The organism is Oceanobacillus piezotolerans (assembly GCF_003665065.1).
GTDB lineage: Bacteria > Bacillota > Bacilli > Bacillales > Amphibacillaceae > Oceanobacillus > Oceanobacillus piezotolerans.
The window spans coordinates 721,559-743,026 of sequence record NZ_RCHR01000001.1; the positions used below are offsets into that span (position 1 = coordinate 721,559).

23 protein-coding genes, 1 pseudogene and 1 riboswitch are annotated in these 21,468 nt (G+C 33.8%); of the genes and pseudogenes, 3 read left to right on the forward strand and 21 right to left on the reverse strand.

Translation table 11 applies throughout. The features are described 5' to 3' along the window. Positions 1-42: 42 nt before the first annotated feature. The 7 genes from D8M04_RS03800 to D8M04_RS03835 form a co-directional block, all read right to left on the reverse strand. Positions 43-1,143 (reverse strand): sugar ABC transporter substrate-binding protein, encoded by a 1,101-nt coding sequence (locus D8M04_RS03800; RefSeq protein WP_121521548.1) that lies wholly within the window; start codon positions 1,141-1,143, stop codon positions 43-45. Positions 1,144-1,168: 25 nt separating this feature from the next. Next, the gene (locus D8M04_RS03805) at positions 1,169-2,704 is read right to left on the reverse strand and encodes a response regulator (RefSeq protein WP_121521549.1); all 1,536 of its coding nucleotides are present in this window, start codon (positions 2,702-2,704) and stop codon (positions 1,169-1,171) included. Then, positions 2,701-4,146 carry a sensor histidine kinase gene (locus tag D8M04_RS03810; protein ID WP_121521550.1) on the reverse strand — a complete coding sequence of 482 codons (1,446 nt, stop codon included), beginning with the start codon at positions 4,144-4,146 and terminating at the stop codon, positions 2,701-2,703. Before D8M04_RS03810 ends, D8M04_RS03805 begins: the two co-directional genes overlap by 4 nt. Beyond that, the gene (locus D8M04_RS03815) at positions 4,143-5,120 is read right to left on the reverse strand and encodes a sugar ABC transporter substrate-binding protein (protein ID WP_121521551.1); all 978 of its coding nucleotides are present in this window, start codon (positions 5,118-5,120) and stop codon (positions 4,143-4,145) included. Before D8M04_RS03815 ends, D8M04_RS03810 begins: the two co-directional genes overlap by 4 nt. 745 nt (positions 5,121-5,865) lie before the next feature. Continuing rightward, positions 5,866-6,066: a hypothetical protein gene (locus D8M04_RS03825; RefSeq protein ID WP_121521553.1), complete on the reverse strand. Its 201-nt coding sequence runs from the start codon at positions 6,064-6,066 to the stop codon at positions 5,866-5,868. A 235-nt stretch (positions 6,067-6,301) separates the two neighbouring features. Then, positions 6,302-7,069, reverse strand: a complete 768-nt coding sequence (locus tag D8M04_RS03830; RefSeq protein ID WP_121521554.1) for an alpha/beta hydrolase — start codon at positions 7,067-7,069, stop codon at positions 6,302-6,304. A 125-nt stretch (positions 7,070-7,194) separates the two neighbouring features. After that, positions 7,195-7,866, reverse strand: a complete 672-nt coding sequence (locus tag D8M04_RS03835) for an HAD family hydrolase (RefSeq protein WP_121521701.1) — start codon at positions 7,864-7,866, stop codon at positions 7,195-7,197. Positions 7,867-8,347: 481 nt separating this feature from the next. Here D8M04_RS03835 and D8M04_RS03840 point away from each other — a divergent pair, with 481 nt between their 5' ends. Then, positions 8,348-8,467, forward strand: coding sequence for a YjcZ family sporulation protein (locus D8M04_RS03840; RefSeq protein WP_121521555.1), 120 nt, complete (start codon positions 8,348-8,350; stop codon positions 8,465-8,467). Positions 8,468-9,048: 581 nt separating this feature from the next. Here the strand turns inward: D8M04_RS03840 and queE are convergent. From queE to D8M04_RS03870, 5 genes are all read right to left on the reverse strand, one after another. Beyond that, positions 9,049-9,777 (reverse strand): 7-carboxy-7-deazaguanine synthase QueE, encoded by a 729-nt coding sequence (gene queE / locus D8M04_RS03850; protein WP_246001117.1) that lies wholly within the window; start codon positions 9,775-9,777, stop codon positions 9,049-9,051. Next, complete coding sequence (gene queD, locus D8M04_RS03855; protein ID WP_121521558.1) at positions 9,771-10,205, reverse strand: 6-carboxytetrahydropterin synthase QueD; 435 nt, start codon at positions 10,203-10,205, stop codon at positions 9,771-9,773. The genes queE and queD overlap by 7 nt, the downstream gene beginning before the upstream one ends. Positions 10,206-10,291: 86 nt before the next feature. Continuing rightward, positions 10,292-10,338: riboswitch (PreQ1 riboswitch) on the reverse strand. A gap of 405 nt (positions 10,339-10,743) precedes the next feature. After that, positions 10,744-11,199: a YoqH family protein gene (locus D8M04_RS03860; protein ID WP_121521560.1), complete on the reverse strand. Its 456-nt coding sequence runs from the start codon at positions 11,197-11,199 to the stop codon at positions 10,744-10,746. Positions 11,200-11,507: 308 nt separating this feature from the next. Then, a complete protein-coding gene (locus D8M04_RS03865) occupies positions 11,508-11,801 on the reverse strand; it encodes a hypothetical protein (protein WP_121521561.1) in 294 nt (97 codons plus the stop codon). Between the two features lie 132 nt (positions 11,802-11,933). Next, complete coding sequence (locus tag D8M04_RS03870; RefSeq protein ID WP_121521562.1) at positions 11,934-12,359, reverse strand: hypothetical protein; 426 nt, start codon at positions 12,357-12,359, stop codon at positions 11,934-11,936. An 880-nt stretch (positions 12,360-13,239) separates the two neighbouring features. Here D8M04_RS03870 and D8M04_RS03875 point away from each other — a divergent pair. Then, entirely contained in the window at positions 13,240-13,611 is a 372-nt protein-coding gene (locus tag D8M04_RS03875) for a cyclic-phosphate processing receiver domain-containing protein (RefSeq protein WP_121521563.1), read from the forward strand. A gap of 285 nt (positions 13,612-13,896) precedes the next feature. On the opposite strand, the gene D8M04_RS03880 is transcribed toward D8M04_RS03875, so the two are convergent. The 7 genes and pseudogenes from D8M04_RS03880 to D8M04_RS03910 form a co-directional block, all read right to left on the reverse strand. After that, a complete protein-coding gene (locus D8M04_RS03880; RefSeq protein ID WP_121521564.1) occupies positions 13,897-14,301 on the reverse strand; it encodes a hypothetical protein in 405 nt (134 codons plus the stop codon). 342 nt (positions 14,302-14,643) lie between these two features. Continuing rightward, positions 14,644-15,102 (reverse strand): GNAT family N-acetyltransferase, encoded by a 459-nt coding sequence (locus tag D8M04_RS03885; protein ID WP_121521565.1) that lies wholly within the window; start codon positions 15,100-15,102, stop codon positions 14,644-14,646. A 295-nt stretch (positions 15,103-15,397) separates the two neighbouring features. Beyond that, a complete protein-coding gene (locus D8M04_RS03890) occupies positions 15,398-15,682 on the reverse strand; it encodes a DUF3784 domain-containing protein (RefSeq protein WP_121521566.1) in 285 nt (94 codons plus the stop codon). 624 nt (positions 15,683-16,306) lie between these two features. After that, positions 16,307-17,490, reverse strand: a pseudogene (locus tag D8M04_RS03895) (MFS transporter). Then, positions 17,487-17,912 (reverse strand): MarR family winged helix-turn-helix transcriptional regulator, encoded by a 426-nt coding sequence (locus D8M04_RS03900; RefSeq protein ID WP_121521567.1) that lies wholly within the window; start codon positions 17,910-17,912, stop codon positions 17,487-17,489. The pseudogene D8M04_RS03895 and the gene D8M04_RS03900 overlap by 4 nt, the downstream one beginning before the upstream one ends. 101 nt (positions 17,913-18,013) lie before the next feature. Further along, positions 18,014-18,484 (reverse strand): peptide-methionine (S)-S-oxide reductase, encoded by a 471-nt coding sequence (locus tag D8M04_RS03905; RefSeq protein WP_121521568.1) that lies wholly within the window; start codon positions 18,482-18,484, stop codon positions 18,014-18,016. Positions 18,485-18,678: 194 nt separating this feature from the next. Next, complete coding sequence (locus D8M04_RS03910) at positions 18,679-19,125, reverse strand: hypothetical protein (RefSeq protein ID WP_121521569.1); 447 nt, start codon at positions 19,123-19,125, stop codon at positions 18,679-18,681. Between the two features lie 343 nt (positions 19,126-19,468). Between D8M04_RS03910 and D8M04_RS03915 the strand changes: the two genes are divergently transcribed. Further along, positions 19,469-20,389, forward strand: coding sequence for a S66 peptidase family protein (locus tag D8M04_RS03915; protein ID WP_121521570.1), 921 nt, complete (start codon positions 19,469-19,471; stop codon positions 20,387-20,389). Positions 20,390-20,420: 31 nt separating this feature from the next. On the opposite strand, the gene D8M04_RS03920 is transcribed toward D8M04_RS03915, so the two are convergent. After that, on the reverse strand, positions 20,421-20,945 hold the full coding sequence (locus tag D8M04_RS03920; RefSeq protein WP_121521571.1) for a helicase: 525 nt from the start codon (positions 20,943-20,945) through the stop codon (positions 20,421-20,423). A 172-nt stretch (positions 20,946-21,117) separates the two neighbouring features. After that, positions 21,118-21,411 carry an antibiotic biosynthesis monooxygenase family protein gene (locus tag D8M04_RS03925; RefSeq protein ID WP_121521572.1) on the reverse strand — a complete coding sequence of 98 codons (294 nt, stop codon included), beginning with the start codon at positions 21,409-21,411 and terminating at the stop codon, positions 21,118-21,120. Between the last annotated feature and the right edge of the window lie 57 nt (positions 21,412-21,468).

A 21,468-nucleotide genomic window follows, 5' to 3' on the forward strand; every position in this document is an offset into this window, starting at 1 on the left:
AAAAACCACCAGTTCCAATAAACTGGTGGTTCAGTTAAGCATTCATTCCCTCCCTTTATATACTTCCTGTTTAGAATGAAAACCATCTGCGATGATGGTGTCATCAATATTTTCACGATCAACGACAATAGGAGAAAGGAGTATGGATGGTACCTCTGCTTTTCCATTGTTTATCATACTTTCTCCCATTACTTCTTCCCCTTTAGCAAGCTTGACCGCAACTTCAGCGGCTAGATCTGCTAGTGGTTTTAATGGCTTATATACTGTTAACGTTTGAGTTCCGATAACGATTCTTTGTGCGCCGGCAAGGTCTGCATCTTGTCCCGCAACAGCTACTTTACCCTCGAGACCCTGTTCTGCTAATGCTTGAATAGCTTTTCCAGCTGTAGCATCATTTGCAGCAATAACAGCATCTATGTCATTCTTGTTTGCCTTTAAAGCCTCTTCCATACTTGCATATGCATTTTCAGGGAGCCAATCCTTTGACCATTGGTCATAAACAATGGTAATGTCCCCCTGTTCAATAAGGGGGTGAAGCACGTTAAATACTCCTTTTTTAATTAAATGTGCATTATAATCTGTCTCTGCACCACCTATGTATACATACTTACCTTTAGGAACGATTTCAGTGATGACATTTGCTTGAAATTCACCCACCATTTCATTGTCATAAGAAATATAGAAATCAATTTCGGAATTACGAACTAATCGATCATAAGAAAGCACCTTAATTCCTGCTGAGTGGGCTTTTTTCACAATCATCGCTGTGGACTCTGCATTATGCGGGACGATGACTAGTAAATCGATGCCTTCGTTTATTAGTGTTTCTGCTTGTAGAATTTGTAACGCATCATCTCCTTCAGAAGCAAAAATCTTTACTTCAGCACCCAATGCTTCCACTGCCTTTCGAAACAACTCCCGGTCCCTTACCCATCTATCCTCTGCTAACGTATCCATAGAAAAGCCAATAATAATTTTATCATCTGCTTCTGTATGGCTCTCGATAGTCTCTCTATGTGTTGAGGGTTTTTCATTTAAACCACGATGTTCCGTATTGCTTTTATTCTGTTCACAGGCAGTAATTAGAAGGAGTAATAGAAGCATTAACAATAAGATATTTCCCTTTATAAAGCTCGTTTTCATTCAATTCACCCTTTTTTCTACCCCATTATGTCTTAGCTCCCAACAATGATTTTCTATATTCTGTCGGAGATACTCCATACATTTTTCTAAATACCTTACTAAAATAATTCGGGTCTTGGTATCCAATATCAAACGTAACTTCCTTTAAACTTTTTTCGGGATTCAGCATCAATTTCCTTGCATGCTCTAATCTGCACTCTGTCAAAAAGGAGATATAGTTCACACCTAACTGTTCTTTATAAAGCTTGCTAATATAAATTGGACTTAATTTAAATTTTTGAGCAATCCCATCTAAGGAAATTTGTTTATGGGAGTTTTCAATAATATACTGCCTAATTTGTCTAATTGTGTCATCCTCTACTTGGTTCTGATAATCGATAAAAGACTGTCTCATTTGGTTGAGAAAATGATTTGTTTCCATACGTAATTGTCTGAAATCATTTATTTGAACGAAATATAATGGGGAGTCTAGTTCAACTCCGATTTCATTTAACACCCGCGATGCAACCCAAAGCAGTTCTAAGACACGCTGCTGGGCTTCTATGATATTGGCACCTTTTTTGTCATAAAACTCAATTAAACTCGTTACTTCTTTCAAGATATCTTCCCACTGACCATTTCGGATTTGGTCGAACATCTGATTTTCAAGTTTTTTAGAATAATGTCCGTCTATTATCGTATCAGTTATTGATATATCTGAATAAAAGCGATATTTTACGGGTAATGAACTATCTTTCGTGGCAATAAGTGACTCTTGGTAGGATTGACGTATAGTTTCTAAAGAATGGCAGACATTTCCAATCCCTATGAACCAACCTGCTTTACCACCGGATATGGATAAAATATCCCTTGCAAGTGTAATTGCTTGGAAGCGAAAAGAATAATCCTGTTTTCTAAACACAATAATAGGAATTTGTCGTCCATATAGCGTACCAACCCATGCATTTCCTTTTTTCCTAACCTTTTGTTTAATTTCTGTATACAAACTCTTTGAATCATGTGGTAGTAGGATACTCATCACAAACTTTTCGCTTGTCATCGGAGTATCTAATAATCCTACTAACTCATCCAAATGGATTTCATGTACATGATCGAATAATAATTGTGTAACAACATCTGTTTCTACGATAGTTAATGCTTTTTGTAAAACTGTTTGCTGGTGAATGTTCTTTTCCTTCGATTTCTTTTCTTCGTCAATTTGGCTCATTACTTTGCCGACTGCTCTTACAACCTCACTTGCTTTACTTGGCTTGAGCAAATAGTCTTTCACACCCAGCTTAATTGCTGATTTTGCATAATCGAATTCGGCATAGGCCGTAATCATAATAAACTTGATATTCGGATTTATTTCACTCATTTTCTGTATCGTTTCAAGTCCACTCATCCCTGGCATCTTAATATCCATTAATACCAAATCAGGCATAAATATCACAGCCTTATTTAAAGCAATGGTTCCATTTTTAGCATCTTCAATTTGAATCTCTGGGAAATTCTTTAAAAGTATTGCTTTTAAACCTTCCCTTACAATCTGTTCATCATCAACAATCAGGAGTCGCTTCATTGTCCCTCCACTCTCCTTGTTTTAGGTATTTTTAGAATAACCTTTGTCCCGATTCCCACTTTGCTTTCAATATCAAAAACATCATTATAGTTATAGAATAAACTTAGTCGTTTCACGACATTATTAATTCCGATGCCCGTGAAATGACCTTCCGACTTTGTCGTTTTCAACTGAAGTATTTGCTGTACCTTCTCTTCTGGCATCCCCGGTCCATTATCTTCTATCTCTAGTCTCACGTGGTCAAGCTCATCAACAACGCGAAACCATATACTACCGCCCTCTTCAACTGGCTCAACCGCATGGATGATAGCGTTTTCAATAATTGGTTGTAATGTTAAACGTGGGATTTGTACGTCTAAACATGAATTATCTATTTCCAAATGAAATTGCAGCCGATCTATAAATCTTGTGTTTTGTATATTTATGTATTGATTTAGTACTTGAACTTCTTCAAAAAGGGAGGTGGAATTTCCTAATTTGTTCAGGTTATAACGCAGGAGTCCCGCGACATTGACTAAAAGATCACTTGTTTCTTCCGCCCCCTCTAAATATGCCTTCTTAGATAGTATATCTAGTGTATTATACAGGAAATGAGGGTTAATCTGGCTTTGAAGACTGCGAAGTTGACTTTCTTGTAATAACAGTTTGCTTTGTTGAAGCTCATTTTCTAATTGTGCCTTCTGTTTTATTTCAGATAGATAATTATTTATATTGATACGCATCTTATCGAACATCTTAGCTAAAAATGAGATTTCATCATTAGAGTCAACATCAATCTTTACATCAAAACGTCCTAAAGAAAACTCATGTGCTGCTTGGGTTAACTTATTAATTGGCCTTGTTATTCTTTTTGAAAACAAGTGAGTTAAGAACAGCAATAACATTGTAATCAAAGGCAATAACCAAATTCCCAGCATTCGTAATTCCTCTGAATTTTCAATAATACTGCGATAAAAGCGTTCATACGTATTAAGTTCTGTGTCTATTATGGTAAGTGTCATCTCAGAAATATATTTCGAAATCCGACTTGCCTCTGAAAGCGCATTCAAATAGTCTTCTGTTTGTTGCTCAGAACGAGCCAAAACAGATTGTTCCGTTGTTTCAACTAGACTCTCTATTAAGTTTTCATAGTTTGTCAGCGCATAATTATTATCAATATTCCTAAATTCTATGACCTTATTCTTTGTACTTAGAACTTTACTTTTATTTTTATTTATCTCTTCCAAATTAGCTTCTGTTGGTTCAATTATATAGTTATTAAGAGCTGCCACTATTTGCTGGCTTTCATTTGTTACTTCATTCATAATTAAATATCGTTCTAATATATTGTTGTACTGGTACTGCATTTTTTGATTGTAATAGGTTAATGAAGTCCAAATAGCTACCATAATAAATAAAACCGCTACTACAAGCACCAATATTTTTTTCTGAATACTATTCATTTTCCATCATTCGCCTTTATAATCTGAATATCAGTTTGATATCCTTCTAAATCCAATGGAACTTCCCTATTACTCAGCCAGTCTAAAATCAATTTCACACTCATCGTTCCCATCTCTTCAGGGGACTGCTCTAGGATTCCATCAATCTTCCCTTGATTTAGTAATGTGATAGAGTCATAATCATCATCAAATGAATAAATAAAATAAGGCTCAATTTGTGATCTTCTTTCAACCTCATTAATCATAGCCGCTAGTATATCCACGTTAATTACAATAAAAGCATCTAAATTTGGATTCTGGTTTAAGACATCTTTCGTAGTTGCAATGACCTGTTCCCTGGCATCATGCATTTCAATATAATGGGTTTGAATATCTGGATATCTTTGCAAAACATCCCTAATCCCTTCTACTCGCTGTTCTTGGAAGTATTGGTGCTGTATATCAATCATAATCGCAACTTCTCCATCAGCGCCCATATCAGCTATTAATTGTTCCGCAATCATTTTACCAGCTACATATTGATCTGACCCTACATAAGATTTTCTAAGACTATCACCCATAGGGACATCGTTTGCAACAGTTATAATAGGAATTCCGTAAGAAGCTGCTTTAATTTTGGTTAAGGTTTTAAACTCATCTGTGTCTACCCCTTGTAAAATAATTCCATCCATTTGTGAATAGATAGCGATTTCAATTTTCTTTAGAAATTCTTCTTGATTGTTGCCATAGCTTCCCCAAACTTCTAGACTCGCCCCCTCCTTCTCCGCCTCTTCCATCGCACCTTTTGCAACCTTGTCCCAAAAAGGGGTCTCAAGCTCCTGAGTGATTAATACAAGACGTTGCTTCATATCCACATGTGCTGTTGACTGAGGTAATTCCCAATCTGTCTTAAAAACTTTACTTGCTGACAGAATCGTAAAATAAAATAGGGTAATACAAACAAAAGTGAAGATAACGATAGCTAATTTACGCAAGAAGAACTATCACCCTTTCAAAATAACCATCAGTTTATTTTTTGATTATAATAGTTGAAACTAGCAATCAACGATATCATAACAGTAATCTTTTTAAAAGCAGTATACCATTCTAAATCAGTTATTGGAATATGGTCTAGATTTTTGAATGATTTGGGACTGTTTCCAGGATCCAGTTATACGTTTTTATCTTTCTCTAATGTAAAGATAAGAACCTCATTTACTTATGATAAGAATCATCGTAATGCATCAGAGTGAAGTTAAATTTAACTCTATTATAAAAAAGGAGAATCTATTTCTATAGACTCTCCACAGCACTAATTATATTCGTCATAATGACTCTGAGAAATTGCTCCCAATTCTAGTGCACGATTTGGATTGATAAGGAATGCAGGGCTTATTACAAAGAAAAAGTAAGATATAAAGGTGGAGGAATCCAAAAACGAAAACGTTGCTTCCGCTTGTCGCTAATGTAACTTGTAAGGTGACGTAGCCAACGATCCCCAGGGCAACTATCCCTATAGCGTAATACAAAATAAATCGGCTGGGTTCTTCCTTTCCTTCTTCATTGATGCCATTTAGTCTAAGGACAAGCTTCTCTCGGTTGATAAAGCCAAACACAAATACAAATGTAAGAACATGGATAATTATCGTTAATCCACCCAAGCAGTTCCCCCAAATGATACTAAATAGAGGTATGGATGAATAGACCGACAGCATCATCAACTTGACACACACATTAATACTATTGAGGTGAATACCGCTGTATCCATACTTTAGCCAAAGAATAAATAATAAAAGCAAAAACGATTGGAATAGTTAGTACACTAGCAATGATAATCTTCAAATTCTCTGTCATAGCACTCATAAATGGCGCAAAAAAGATACATATAAAAGCAACATTTAATATATTTGTTTGTAAAATCGGCTTTCTAACTCTCTTCATCCTATCCCCCTATACCTATCTCTGTTAATTGATAGAAAGCGTCTTTTAGTGACGATTTTCTAGTTTGTTATACGATATAATTGAGTGAATTTAGTTTCAAATATAAGAATTAAAGTTATAATGGTCTAGTGTTTGAGCGATAGTTTTTATAATAATAGGCCAATCACCTCTCCTATATCTTCCAAGTAATTACTTATTCAAGAATCCCGTTTTTACTACTCAAAATTCTGTTCCATTATTCATAGGTTAAAAATCTAATAAAATTTGGAACTCTTTCTTTAAATGTAGAATAATTGTGTTCTCCATTTACAACAATGTCAAACATCGCTTTAACACCTTTAGCTGTTACAATCTCGTAAACTCTTCTATTTGAATGTAAAAACAACTCGCTAACCTCATCTTTTTTCCCTGATTCCTTTGTTCCGCAGTCAAAGTAAACTCTATCCAAAGATGTTAAATCGCTGTTTTGTAGTAGCTTTTCAATTTCTTCTTGATTTCGATAAAAAGCAGATGAGATAGCAGCAACCCGTTTAAAAATATTTGGATAACAACTTGCTGCATAAGTTGAAATAAGCGCCCCTAACGATACTCCTGCCATATAGGTTTGAGTGGGATCAGTACGATATTTTTTATCTATCATTGGCTTTAGTTCATTCACTATGAAACTCACATATTCTTTTCCTTTTCCACCAAGCGGTCTTGTATCACCTATGAGCTTCTTGCTAAAATCACCATTAATCCACGGACAGTATTCGTAAATTCTATGGTTATTTTCAGTGTTTTGATCGATTGCTATAACAATGATGTCCGCTTTTATTACTTCCAAATGTTTATGAAGTTCCAAGGAAACTCCTCCTATTGCACCTTCATTATTAAAAACATTTTGTCCATCGTGCATATATAAAACTGGATACCTCAAACTTACCTTGTTATAGTTCTTAGGTAAATAAACCCGTATATTCCTTTCTTGCTCAAACAAAGGAACTTTAAACTCCTTCAACATCAGAACACATCCTTTCAATACAAAGCAAATACTATGGATATTTAATCAAAATATCCGAGTACTCAGAAGAACATTATTTTACAGTCTGCTTATTTGTTTTAAAGTTCACGATAGCATAATAAGATTTAATATTGGTTGCCTAATTTTTCTACAACTAAAGGAATTTCCGCCAAATCTTCCACTATAAAATCGGCTTTTACATTATCCCACTGATAGTCTTTTTTCCAAACACCTTTCATTCCTACGTGTTGAGCAGCCTTTACATCTTTTTCTGGGTGGTCGCCAACAAAAATACTTTCAGACGGTAAAACATTAAGTTGATCTAAGGCTTTAAGAAAGATCTGTGGTTCGGGCTTTTTTGCTCCCTCCCATTCGGATATAAGAATTGCTTTAAAGTATTGTTCAATACCTAAAGCCCTAATATTATTCATTTGAAACTGCCCTTTTCCGTTAGTAATTATTCCAAGAACAATGTTATTATTCATTAATTTATCTAACGTACTAATAAGGTTAGAGAAAGGAATACAACTATATTGAAACTGACTGATATAGTCTTGTAATAATTCATCCCATGTCAAACCTGTAATATCAAATTCATCCACTAACTGTTGATACACTTTATCCTTCCAAACATAACCCCTTTTTTCTAGTTCAATAAACCTTGTTATGTATTTTTTCTTTGGTATGTGATTTAACCACTTATTTAGTTGTTGGTATTGATTTTCTATAAAAACTCTTACTGAAGCATCTCGGTTTAACAAAGTTCCATCTAAGTCAAATACAACAGCTTTTATAATATTCATCCACTCCCCTAAAAATGCTCGTAAGTTGGAATTAAAACCACAAGGCTTTTTTCATTTATGGCAGCCTCAAGAAAAATAAGAGATTATTCTCTCTAGACTATTAATCCTATATCAGAATCGCACCCATTAGTACAAAATTTATACAAATTACGAACTACTAATCCCACTCTTGTCCATGTCATATTGGTATTTTATGCATAAACTAAATTAACCACCACAGCTTCATATTTATACCTCCTATTGGACACTCTTTATATTGGGTGTCCTTTAATTCATAATAAAGTCCATTTATTAATTTCTCTTACGTCACTTCTATTTTCGACTATTTTTTTAAAACTTAACTCTACTTCTACTGAATATTAGGTAAATACTTTTAATTCACTCTCTAATTAACTAAATATTTCTCTTTTGTCTATTACGAAAAAGAACCCTATTACATAACATGTACTGTAGTGATGGAAAGGTGGTGAACTTAATGAGCTCTGAATACGGTGGCGGTTATGACGGAGGAATGAAAATGAATTTTGCCTTAATCGTTGTTTTATTTATCCTGTTAATTATTGTTGGCGTATCCTTCGTTCATAAGGGGTACTAGTTTTTTCGTGGGATAGTCTTAATGTTTGATAGTCCTACAACTACCACACTCTAATAATTCCTCCTTACAGTAGGGTACCGGGAACTTCACTTTTTCCGGACCCTTTTTCTTTTGGAATCCTTTTTTCTCAATTACATTTTCTGCATAATTTTTTTCAATAGTGAAAAAAGCTGATGGATATACTCTCATAAGATTCCAAACAAATCTTTGGGTTTTCCAGAAGAAAAGGCGCTCAACTTCTAGGGTCACCTTGTTAAACTTTTTACACCCAATGGTGAAAAATCTAATTTTCTAAGATAGATACAAATTCCATGCACTAGCAACTTTTATACATTAAAATATTCCTACATTTTTACTCTATGGAATAGTAGACTTACAAGGCGTTTTTATCGCATTTGAATAGGAAGAACAAACTACTAAATAAGTAAAACTCATATCTCCATCGTGTTAGGTTAAATTTTTAACACGATGGACTGTGTCTTTTTTAGTTGAAGGTAAGACACCTGATTTTCTCTTCTTATATCTATCTAAATTCTTTTCTCTTATACTTTAATAGGATGATTAAGGATAAAGATTTTATCTCAAACACCACGTTTATTCCCCCATATATAAGTGTGAAGTTGTGGCAATACCCGGACATCGTTCAATTCTGCATTATTCATTACAAGATCAACCAATCGTTCGTATTTTTTGAGCAGATATGGTAACAACTTCTCTTGTTCTCCTGTTTCCAAGTCATCATTACCGACTTGAAGAAACAATTTCACATCAGGATACCTTTTGTGTATGTTGATGGCATATTGCATATCTTCTTCTCCAAAGATGACAACCTTTAAACTGAAATCACCCTGTTGTTCTTCCTTTAATGAACTGATAATAAAATCCAATGTTTCAAAATTTGTAGTCATTCCAGAGCTTGGTGGCTTAGGCGAAATCGTTAGATCATCTATCTTTGTAAACCATTGCTGCCATCTGCTACCTTGTGTTTCCAATGCAACCTTCACCTGATTTTCATGAAGTAGATCTACCAATGCATTCAATTGAACCAATAATCCTGGATTGCCTCCAGAGATGGTAACATGTTGAAATCGTCCGCCACCCTTTTCAAATAAGGCATCCACTATTTTCTGCGGTTCCATCATTTGAATGGATTCCTTTTCTGAACCGTCCCAGGTGAATTTCGAATCACACCACGAGCAAGAATAGTCACAGCCAGCTGTTCTGACAAACATCGTTTTTTGGCCAATGACCATCCCCTCCCCTTGAATAGTTGGACCAAAGATTTCAAGTACAGGTATTTTTCTCATAATGTTTTCCCCTTTGGTCGGTAAATACAATAGCTCGTGGGTGTTTCCCTTAAATATACCTGAATGCAAGTCGGCTTATTTGATAGGGTGTTTAGGTATTCCTGAATGATTTCATATATAGTTCGGGCAACCACTTCTGTTGTCGGAAAATATTCAGCGTCTAGGTCGGAGAATTTGGTGTCTTCATTCATTACACGATGATCAAATCTCTTATGAATTAAATCTTTTACTTTTTTAAAATTAACTAAAAAGCCTGTGTGATTAAGCTCGTCTCCAGCAATGGTGACATTTGTAAAATAAGTGTGCCCATGCATATTTTGACATTTCCCAGCATCCCCATGTGGTATATAATGTGCTGCGGCAAACTGAAAATCTTTATTTAATTCATATGCATAGGGATGTTCTGTTACTGGATAAATCTGTTGAATCATGAATTATCACTCCTTCGTTTTTTTGTATCTTTAGGAGCTTGTATCCATCCAAATAAAAAAAGACAACACCAAGAAGATGCTGTTCTAGCTCCTTAGTTTTTTATAGAGGGATGGAATTTCGAACCTCTCCTGCCAATACGCAGATTCTGTTATTCACTTACAATATCACTTTAACATATCTTTTATTTTAGATTAAAGGATATATGTCAACATTTCATAAGGAAACATGATAACTGAAGAGCTTCTCGTTTTGCAGCAGTTAGCACAACAGAGGAGTATGTAGTGCTAGAATCTAATTTTTAACTCCACTAAAATAGTTAAAATATTTAAGAAACCACTCACTCAGTCATTCCTTAGTTTTTACAAAGGGTGTTTTGCAATATATCTTTAGTATTGATGAATTGGTGATAAGGTCACTCCTGAAGTTCTTGTTGAAATTGCCAACTCCTTTCAAACAGAGTTATAGAAGTATATTTATTGAAAAGCTAAGGAGCTTCTGAGCTCCTTTTTCCTCTGTACTTAGCCCGTTAGTTCGATTTTATTTACAATGTTTTATATTACTTTCCAATATACTCGGACCTAATTTTTCGGTTTTAGAATTGGATAGTCGTACCTGAACTATTCCTTTTTCAGCTATTTCCGCTGTAATATCATCAATTCTTCCGGCCCAAGTTGGACTATCTTGTGCAGGCGAAGGATACAACTTGAACCGCCAACTAATTTCTTCAGATATGAATGCAAAGCCTTCGTAACTATCGTAATTTCCATAGTATGATGGCTCAGGAAGATGAACTCCAAGAATGCTTATATTTGTTCTTGCAAAACTAGGTGGAAGTAATTGAACTTTATAAACCAAAGCTACACCCTTTGCGTTTTTCAGTTCTTTATCAATCGGGTTTAAAACCATACTACAAGGCATCGTTATCGCATTTGAATATGAGGGACAAATTACTAAAAAAGAGAAAATAAGTAAAAAAGATAAAAGTTGTTTCATATTACACCTCTTACATTCTTTTTTATAAATTTGCCCTTATTTTGTTCTAAATATTAGATAGTCCTTATTCTACCAACCAGCCTCTTTAGTACAATAACTTCTATGTACAATAGCGTTAATCAGTTACGATTTAACGCTCGTACAGTTATTCGTTGGTCGTCTGCATCGCCTATTTCAGTTAACCCTCTTGTTCATTTCCTTCTTTTGGTGAAAGACCGTGTCTAATATGTTTATAATATAATAGTTTTCAATTTAACCCGAGTTAATATAAGCTAAACAAATCTGCTCTATTCTCTAATAGTTAATTACTATCCCCATTCATCAGCTTTTTCGTATACAAACCACTTATAATTCATCATTGAATAATATTCTTGAACAGCGATATAATCTTTTTTACTAGTTGTAATTATATATGTATTGCTTCCCCTATAGTTAATATCCTCAATTTCATCTTTATTGAATAAAATAGATATTCCCGGGTCATTTATAATACTGTCTTCTGTTATCTTTTTTAATATATTATAGGGACTAAATAATGAAACAAGTAGCATTAAAATAATCGTACAAATAGCTGTTAATAACACTAGCTTTAGTCTGTTCATAATAACACCTCCACTTTTGAATATATACATAGATATTCTATGTATATATTCATGCTGTAATACAGATCATTTAAACTCAATATATGAAAAAAGCGACTAGCATGTTGATCAATGCATCTATTATTTTTATTTTTATTCAACAACAAGTAATTCTTTTAGTCTTATTGTATCTTGAGAGGAAATGATATAGACAACTTCTTCGTGACCAATAAACGTTACTATACTTTCTTCTCTTTCGTTATCGAATACAAGGTGTAATCCATGAGTATCACCATTTTCGTATTGAACCAATATGTCGTAATCGGGTTTTTCATTTTTCACATCCACTTTTTGATATATTACATTTGTATTTTTTAGGATATTTCCAAAACTCGCCACTTCCTCTGTTTGGTCAATTGAGTCAAAATAATTTTCATTTAATCCTCCATAACCATTAGAGTTGGATATTGAAATCTTAGATACATTATCAAATAATCTAAGCTCTTTATTTAATGATTGACAAGCCATTAAGGTAGTACCGCAAAAGACTATAAGTAATAACAACATTAATTTCTTCATGCAATATCACCTCCTACTCAAACATTTGCTTTTAAGGCGGCCTTAATACATAAAGCGAATAACTCATTTCTACTGATGTATGAATCCTTAAACAAAGCTGTTTTCTGACCCTTTAGAAGCACCTTATGATTATTTTTAAATTAAACTTAACACATTATATATCGTATTACAATAAGTTTTTAATACAAAGCAATAAATAGTTGTTGCTACTTAATTCTTCTGTATATTGTTTTTATGAATGAAGAAAGAAACGCTTTATTATTTTAGCTAAGTCTTATTTTCTCCTTGGTATAATAAGTGATTGAAATATTGTTAACATTCTATCTATAAAATTTATTACAGCTCTATAAACTATTTATGTTTTCATGTTGCAGATGATCGTATTTAACTATTATGGAATAGTAAATGATTGGTTATTGCAAATACGGTGAGAAAACCTACTTTTAGTATTGGTATGGATCATTAACTTTAACTTCTACTCCCAATTCTTCTAGGATTCTCTTTTAGCAGCCTTTTCAGGTATCTCACCTTTCTTTATTCCGCTACCTATAATTACAAAGTATACAGAATCTTCCCTAACCCTTTTAATCAGTATTTCATATAAAAACTAGCGAACTTCTATTTCTACCTACATCTCCCTTTGAATTCCTAATTAATCATAGCTCTCTCTCTATTTTGAAATCGGCACCTTATAAAAGGTTCGCACCTATTTACTAGAAAAAGTACACATTTTTTTAAAAATTATTGATTTAGGATGAATGTCATAAATTTGCTTTTAAAATCAAATCTTTCTCTTATTACTATATTATGTTAGACTTAATATCTACGGACTATTTCGACTTTTCTTAGTCACCTCCATATTAGGGAAGGAGTATAAGAAATGAATAGAATCAGCGTTTTCCTGGATGATTATCGAAAAGCACCCGATGGCTATGTGTTAGCCGAGACTATTGACGAGTGTATAAAACTCTTGCAAAACTTTCAAATTGAACATCTCTCCTTGGACCACGACTTACTAAATAGAACGAGAAATGGTTTTATGCTCGTTCAAATAATGGTTAAAGAAAATCTATTTGCAAATCGCATTACTATTCACTCTGCCAATTCAGTCGGTGGTAAAGCTATGTACAACTGTTTGAAACAAGCACAACGAGATTTTACTATGCCCACTGACATTATTGTATCCTTAAGACCACTGCCCCTTAATTTCTTTCCGCCAAAGGCTCTGCAACATTATTTAGAAATACGGTAAAACTGCAGCTTTTGAATAAAATTTGTTCCCAAAACTTGGATTTACACTAAATATAAAGACCCCATTTTGAAAAAAGATTAATCAAATTGGGGTCTTTTAAAAGTTTTTCTTTTATAAAAAGGTTGATTATTTTAGTAATCCCATTTCCGCAATCGCACGCGATTGTGGAATTAAGAACTTTAATATATAAGGAATGAAAGGATGATTTTACACATAACGAGATGAAATTATCTTTTTTGTGGTCTTTCTAAAAGTAACAAAATAAAACAACTACTTAAACACTCTTTACTTTTCGGATTCAGTGATTTCATCAATAACAACATATAATTCTGGCGAGAATTGTTGGAGATGTGTATCAGAATAGGCAAATATAAATGAATTTGTTGAAGAAACTACATAATCCTCTAGGATCTCATTACTAACTATATAATCTGCTCTTTCTAGATCAATCTCATTAAGAATATATACATAAACTTTGTTATCTTTTAATTCATATATTCTTTGTTCTTTAGCAAAATCCAGTTTATTTTCATTTTCAATTGGTTTAGACGTTATTGATATATCATTTTTAATGAACAGTTTTTCTAAACCCACCAAAGTGTTATACTCATCTTTTTGTAAAAACATTACCACAATAACTATAAAGGAGAATATCATTAAAATTATGATTGTTTTTAGACCTTCCCTCAATTTAGCAACCTCCCCGTACTGATCCTTCCTTTATTACAAGTAACTCCTTAGTATCTCTTACTTTATTGATGGAAACTTTATCATTCTGCTTTATAGCAGTATGGACCCGAAATTAGCTCCGCCGTCAATATCCAAACTCGAAGTTTGGAAAATATCTTTATCCTCTGCAATATCATAATAGGTGAATTGAGTTTTCACATACTCGCCTCCAAAATATAATAACAATTCAAATGGTGTTAATATAATATTTTATTTATGGTACCTCTGTCTAACGAAAAAGGCGGTTAATCTTTCATAGATTAACCGCCTTTTTCGTTCAACCGTATACTAACACACGAATTACTATGTAATATCTAATTCTAAATACTCTTCAGTTTCTCTAAAACCAAACTTCTTGTACACTGGTCTCCCCATTTTTGAAGCCCCGAGGAATACTTTTGAAACACCAGAAAGCTTGACCTCATTCATTAATTTAGTTAACAACGTAGTTGCAATTCCTTGTCCACGATAATTTTCATCTGTATACATATTTGCAATATATGCCTTTTTTCCAGTCCTATTAGTATAACTAGGTGGAAACTCATAAAAAATTACTGCACCACAAGCTATAATTCTTTCATCCTCTTCCATATCTTCAACTAACCATTGGATTAAAGTCCCGTCGCTTAGTTTATTTTTAAAGAAGACAGATAGTTCTTTTTCAATATTTATATTTGGTTCTATTCCTTCATCAACTAATTGCTTTTTCCTTAAATCGACCAATTTATCAATATCATTAATATTAGCTTTACGATATTTCAACTCCTAATCACTCCTTAAAATGCAATATACTATTTAATTATTTTACCTACATAAATTAACAGATTTTTTTAAAGACTATACTGCAAATTTAGCCAAAAAACAATGAAAATTAAAACTCCTCTCTACTTCTTATTGAACCTGATATGTAAATTCTAAATCCCTATACTTGAATATACTACATTATTCCATATAATTTATTGGATTTTCCAGATAAAAAAGGCGATCAAATTTAGTGACCACCTTGTTAACCCCTTGCATCCGTTATAGGTAGTAACATTCCAATGTTTAGAATTCTTTAATCGAACAACCTTCTATTTATAATTAAATACGTAATGATTAATAAAACCAACATAGCAATGACAAGAACAATTGCTTCATAAGGATAGTCAATAAAACTATGGATAATTACTAACAAACCTAACGGCAGAAAAAAAGTTCTCCCTGTAATTTTACCTAATAAGGATTTATTTTTAATGTTTTTTTCATTAAACCCAGCTAATAACCACGTTTGCTTTCTTACAGCTACCAAGTATGAAACAAGTAAAAGAGCTAAACCAATGAATAATAATCCGAAGTCCATCTTTGAACCTCCCTAAACCAAATTAATTTCCCAATACTTTTATTACGATTTTTACTATAAAAAAGTTCTCTTTTAGTACAATAATTTCAACAAAAAAGGAGCCTAGGTCAAAAGTGTTTTATCAGAAGAAAATCCGAACGAAGCTTAGTGGAGAAATACCGTTCCGGAAATATACTTCGCTTTCCGCTGGCAACGTCTCAGCCTCGGGCCAACAGGACGTTGGTCACAAAGGCGTTGCCCCAGGATGGGGCGGTCTTAGCCTTTAAACCTTCCACACTTCCTGCGGGATCTTCGCTTGTTGCTTTTCCCGCAGGACAAGGAATGTTTCAGCAGCGACACATCGCACGAAGAAAAAGTGCTTTTCTTTTTCGAGGAGTCTACGTATATTTCCTCCACTAACTTGGTGCTTCGTTCGTCTTTTGGATTAAAATATTTAGTTATATCCCAGCCTCACGGTACAGTTGAATAAGAACTTCATAATTATATAACACTAATAAAATTAAGCTAGAAACAAATCCTGTTCCGATTTCCAAATATGAATAGTTTATCTCCAACCATACATGACTGAAACTGAATGCTTGCCGCAACTAATATAAATGTGTCTCTTCTTACTTGAATATCTAGCTAAAAAGCATTGAGGGCAGCCCTTTCTTTCTTACCATGCAGTAAGTAATAAAGACCGGTAGTTGCTAAAACTACAAAACCTAAGATGATGTACAAAGTACTATAGTTAATGAATTGAATGAAGAATCCGAGCAGATAAGGACCAAATCCAAGCCCTGCATCAAGGAAAATAAAGAAAGTCGACGTGGCTAGTCCCATGCGATGAATAGGAGTCAATTTAACGGCGATGGCTTGTGTGCATGACTGCATATTACCAAATCCGAACCCTATAAGAATTCCTGATAATAACAACGTGATACTGTTGTGGGCTGAACCTAAAAGCAGCATTCCGGCTGTAAAAAGAAGAAACGCTGGATACATTACATAATTTGCTCCTTTTACGTCCATTAATCGACCTGTTATTGGCCGTGAAATCAAAACTGCAAAGGAATAAACTAAAAAGAAGAAGCTCGCTGCACTTACCAGGTCAATTTCAATTGCATAAAAATTAATAAAAGATAAGATACTGGAATAACAGAAAGCTACAGCCAATGTTATCAGTGAAATCGGAACTGCCTTAGGTTCAATAAACTGAGATAGCTTCAACCCTTTTACTTCAGTTGGTGTTGCTGTTCCTTCCAATGTTGGCACCTGTACCAAAATGCTATAAACAAATTGGTGATCCCTAATACAAGACAGAGGCCGAAGATTATTTGAGTACTTGTATATTGACTCATATATAGACCGACAAACGGCCCAATTGCTGTTGCCAATGTCGCACTCATGCTGTAATACCCAATACCCTCCCCTTTTCTTGTGTCCGGAATAATTTGCGCCACAATCGTTCCAGTTGCAGTGCTAGCTACGCCCAATGCAACACCATGTAAAAAACGGGTAATAATTAGAAAATAGATACCTAAATGGATAAAATATAAAGTGGTTGTTAAGATGAATAAAATTAATCCCACGAACAACGTTTTTTTCCGTCCAATCCTATCAATGCTTGCGCCAATAAATAGACGCCCAATCAATGTTCCGACAATAAAAATACCTGTAACAAGCCCGGCCTGGCTTACAGAAGCATGATATTCAGTTACCGCATATACTCCGATGATTACGATAAGTAAATAAAAAACCAGCGTCAATAGAAAATTGACACAAGACACGATGACAAAATCCCTTGTCCATAATTTAGTATTACTCATTTTTCCTCCTCCCTTTTCATAAGATTACTCCGTATTTTTGGGAGGGTTTGAAACATGATCCGTTGCTCTTTATCAGTAATTCCTTCCATCACTCTGTTTTCTAGATTCGTTATTTTTATTCTGCACACTTTATAGATTTCTTCTCCTCTTTCCGTCAACTCAATGACTTTTTCCCGCCTATCCTTGCCAGGAATCTGCTCCACTATCTCCAGGTCTTCCAAACGATGGACCCTCCTTGTGATTGTTGGTTTTTCCACATCATATTGATTGGATATTTCCACAAGAGTCGAAGGTCCATTATTTTTTATATAAAAAATAACTTGCCATAAAGAATATGAAAGCTCGTAAGTACTTAATAGCTCATTTAATGTCGTAATAAGTGGTCGATACAAACTTAAATAACGTTGGAAAATACCTTCCATTTCATTCACTTCTTCCTAAAATAGTTACCATAGATAACGATTATCCATGGTAACTATAGACCTTTAAAAAAAGGATGTCAAGGGTAATGACCTTTGATTATTTACTTGTATCTATTTAATTTTTCTTCTGGAATATGACAATAATCATTTGGATATCTAGCTAACCTATCTTGATGTTCTTCAGCACTTCTCACATAGTTTGTAAGTGGTAATACTTCAACAACTATCAGGTCATAATCATTTCTCTCACCTAGAAATGCCTTCGCTTCTTTTAAGTGTTCTTGCTTTTCACTATATACTCCGGTTCTGTATTTCTTGCCAACATCCTGTCCTTGTTTATTTAAACTGTATGGATCAATTATTTCAAAAAAATATCCCATTAATTCCCTGATTGTTACAATCGTTGGATCAAAACCTGTCTTTACACACTCTGCGTAACCATCATAATCTCCATCAAGTGTGTAACTTGTTCCATTAGCTCTACCCGCTTCTGTAAACTTAACCCCAGGTAAATTCTTTATAAAAGCTTCTACTCCCCATAAACATCCACCTGCAAAATATACTATTTCCATATTGTCCTCTCCCTTATACTGCAAATTAGTCATTGGAGCCCAGTTATTATTCAAGTATCGCATCCGTTACTTTAAGTACATTTATTCACTAATACTGTAAATTGAGTTTAATCATTTATTAGATTTAGCCAAAAAGTGTACTATTGAATGCATAAATGACTAAATATAAAGGATTCAAAAATAACGCCCTCTTCTTATTTTTCTATAAATTCGATTGGCATATCTTTAGTTATCTTAGAAGATAAATTGTTCAATCGGCTTATTTGCTCCGTGTCTTCAATTGTTAATTTTGCATCACCAATTGATGAAGAGTACGCACTGAAATCTTTATCACTTTCTATAAAGTCAATAAATTTAATTTCTAGTTTTTCTTTTTCGTTTTTGAAATTAACTACAAGTACATCATCAGCAAATTTATATTCTCCCTCTTCCCCACCAATAGTATTAGTAACTGCATTATCATTTAAAAAATTCAATGTCATAATCGGTTTGTAATTACTAGGATTATCAATTTCTTCTTGAAGTACTGGCGTATAAGCAACTTCAAACGTTTTCCCAGATAATTCGTCGTTGTCGTTACAAGCTGTGACTAAAAGTACAGATGAGAGTAAGAGAAATAGAAAAACAAACCGCTTACTCATATTAGTAACCCCTTTCCAATAAACATAATATTTTTATATACGAAAGAGTACAGTATAAAGTTTCAATGACATGTTATAGCTTTTTCTATAAAAAATACTGTCTTCAGAACAATCCTGCCCCTTTAGTTAAGTAGTTTCAACAAAAAAGGTACTTCTCTTTCTTCAAGAAAAACCCCTATAGTTGAACAAGTAAATACGCCTTTATTACATATTTCAATTCGGACTGTACTTGCATTGATTAAGTATTTAATTAGTAGTTATCTTGAATATGACATAATTCTATTCACTTTATAATACCTTTTATTATCAATAAAATTTTAATTGTAGAGAGGGATTGGAAAATATGGCAATAAGGCCTCCATTGTTACAAAGAGGAGATACCATTGGATTAGTTACACTTGGCAGCCCTCTTGATGCAAATACTATTAATACCAGAGTACAATTCTTGAGAAATTTGGGCTTTAATATCGTTTTTGGCGATCATGTTTATTCTTATAGTGGCATTGTAGCAGCTTCAGCTCAACAAAGAGCAGATGATTTAATGAATATGTTCAGAAATCCGAGTGTCAAAATGATACTTGCCACCCGTGGTGGGACCGGGGTTCAGACCATTCTTCCTTATCTGGATTTTGATATAATAAGACAGAATCCAAAAATTATATCTGGTTATAGTGATATAACTGTATTATTAAATAGTTTATATCAATTTAGTAATTTAATTACTTTCCATAGTTTAATGCTTATTGACTTTAGACCAGAAACACCTGGTTATAACTTCAATCAATTTTTTGAAGCAACTTCGACGTTGAATTCCCCCAGGATGATTCAAAATCCACCAGATATAGCCCTAAGGGGTTTAGTACCAGGGAATGTAACAGGCCCTATAGTAGGTGGGAATATGACTTCGTTAGTAAATGCACTCGGTACACCATATGAAATTAATACACAAGGAAAAATACTTTTTTTAGAAGAAACCCACTCTCCAACTACAATGATTTTTAGGTATTTAACTCAATTATCAATGTCAGGTAAATTTCAAGATTGTCTTGGTATTATTATAGGAGAATGTACGAATTGCCCCGCATCTTATGGAACAACATATGAAGATTTAATTAATTCTTTATTAGTCCCCTTAGGAAAACCACTGGTAAGCAACCTTACTACAGGTCATGGCTTTTATAAAGCTACTATTCCAATAGGTGCTAATGTAAATCTAAATTCAACAGAGAATACATTGACTGTGATGGAACCACCTGTTTCTTAGTGGTTTGAAGTTTTGGTTTAGTATACCTTTTTTACACCTCACAAAATACAAAGTGATCGTTAGGATTCCAAACGTGCAAATGATCAGCAATATATCCACGTAACCATAGCACATCATTTATTCTTCTAAGGTAAAATCCTTTCGGAAAATAATCATCTTCATTGATTATCTCTGATGCTATTGTGATGGAGCCAGAAGGAGCTTGATTTTGTTGTGAAAGATTCCCCGTATAACCTTCAGGCTGATCTAAATACTCTAATCTCAAGTGAGGCGCTAGCTCTAGCGGACATAATTCCAAACCAAATTCTCTAACTCGTTTAAAAATCTGAAGCATAGTAGCTCCATCAGGAAAGCCAAGGTCCCTAACGGTTAGTTCTACGGTCTTCAGACTGTACTTTGTTTTAGAAGTAATGAATTTTTCATCAGATAATAGTCTTTCTCCATAGTCATTTATCAAAATGGAGTGTTGTTGCAGTTTTTGAATAAGCTGCCATTTCGTTAGCCCGCCAACCTCTATTGTTCTAGTAATAACTGGGCAATTAGGGTATCTTCGCAATCTTAGTCACTCCGTTCCAATTAGGTCGAGGATTTAAATATATACATTCTCTTGTTATTCAACTATCCTTTAAATAATAAAAACTGCCAATAAGCCACTAGATCTTAAAGCAACCCTTCTTATAGTGAAATAGAGGTGTTTATCTTAAATGGTTTAGATTTCAAGATTACCTTTAAAGTTTAACCTTCTCAAAATGTTCAACTATTGGAAATGGATCATAAAAATGATGTAATTGCTTCTTCCATTCTTGATACTCGTTGGATTGTCTAAATCCAACTGTATGGTCTTCTAATGTTTCCCATTTTACCAGTAGAAGATATTTCCCCTTAGCTTCGTTACACCGTTGTAATTCGTGGGATATGTATCCTTTCATTGAGGAAATTATTTTTGAAGCCATACCAAACGCTTCTTCATATTCCTTTTCTTTTCCGGATTTAACTTGCAGCATAGCGGCTTCTAATATCATAAAATCTCTCCTTTATTTACAAATTTTCTTTTTGAAGATAAGAACCAGATAGTTTAA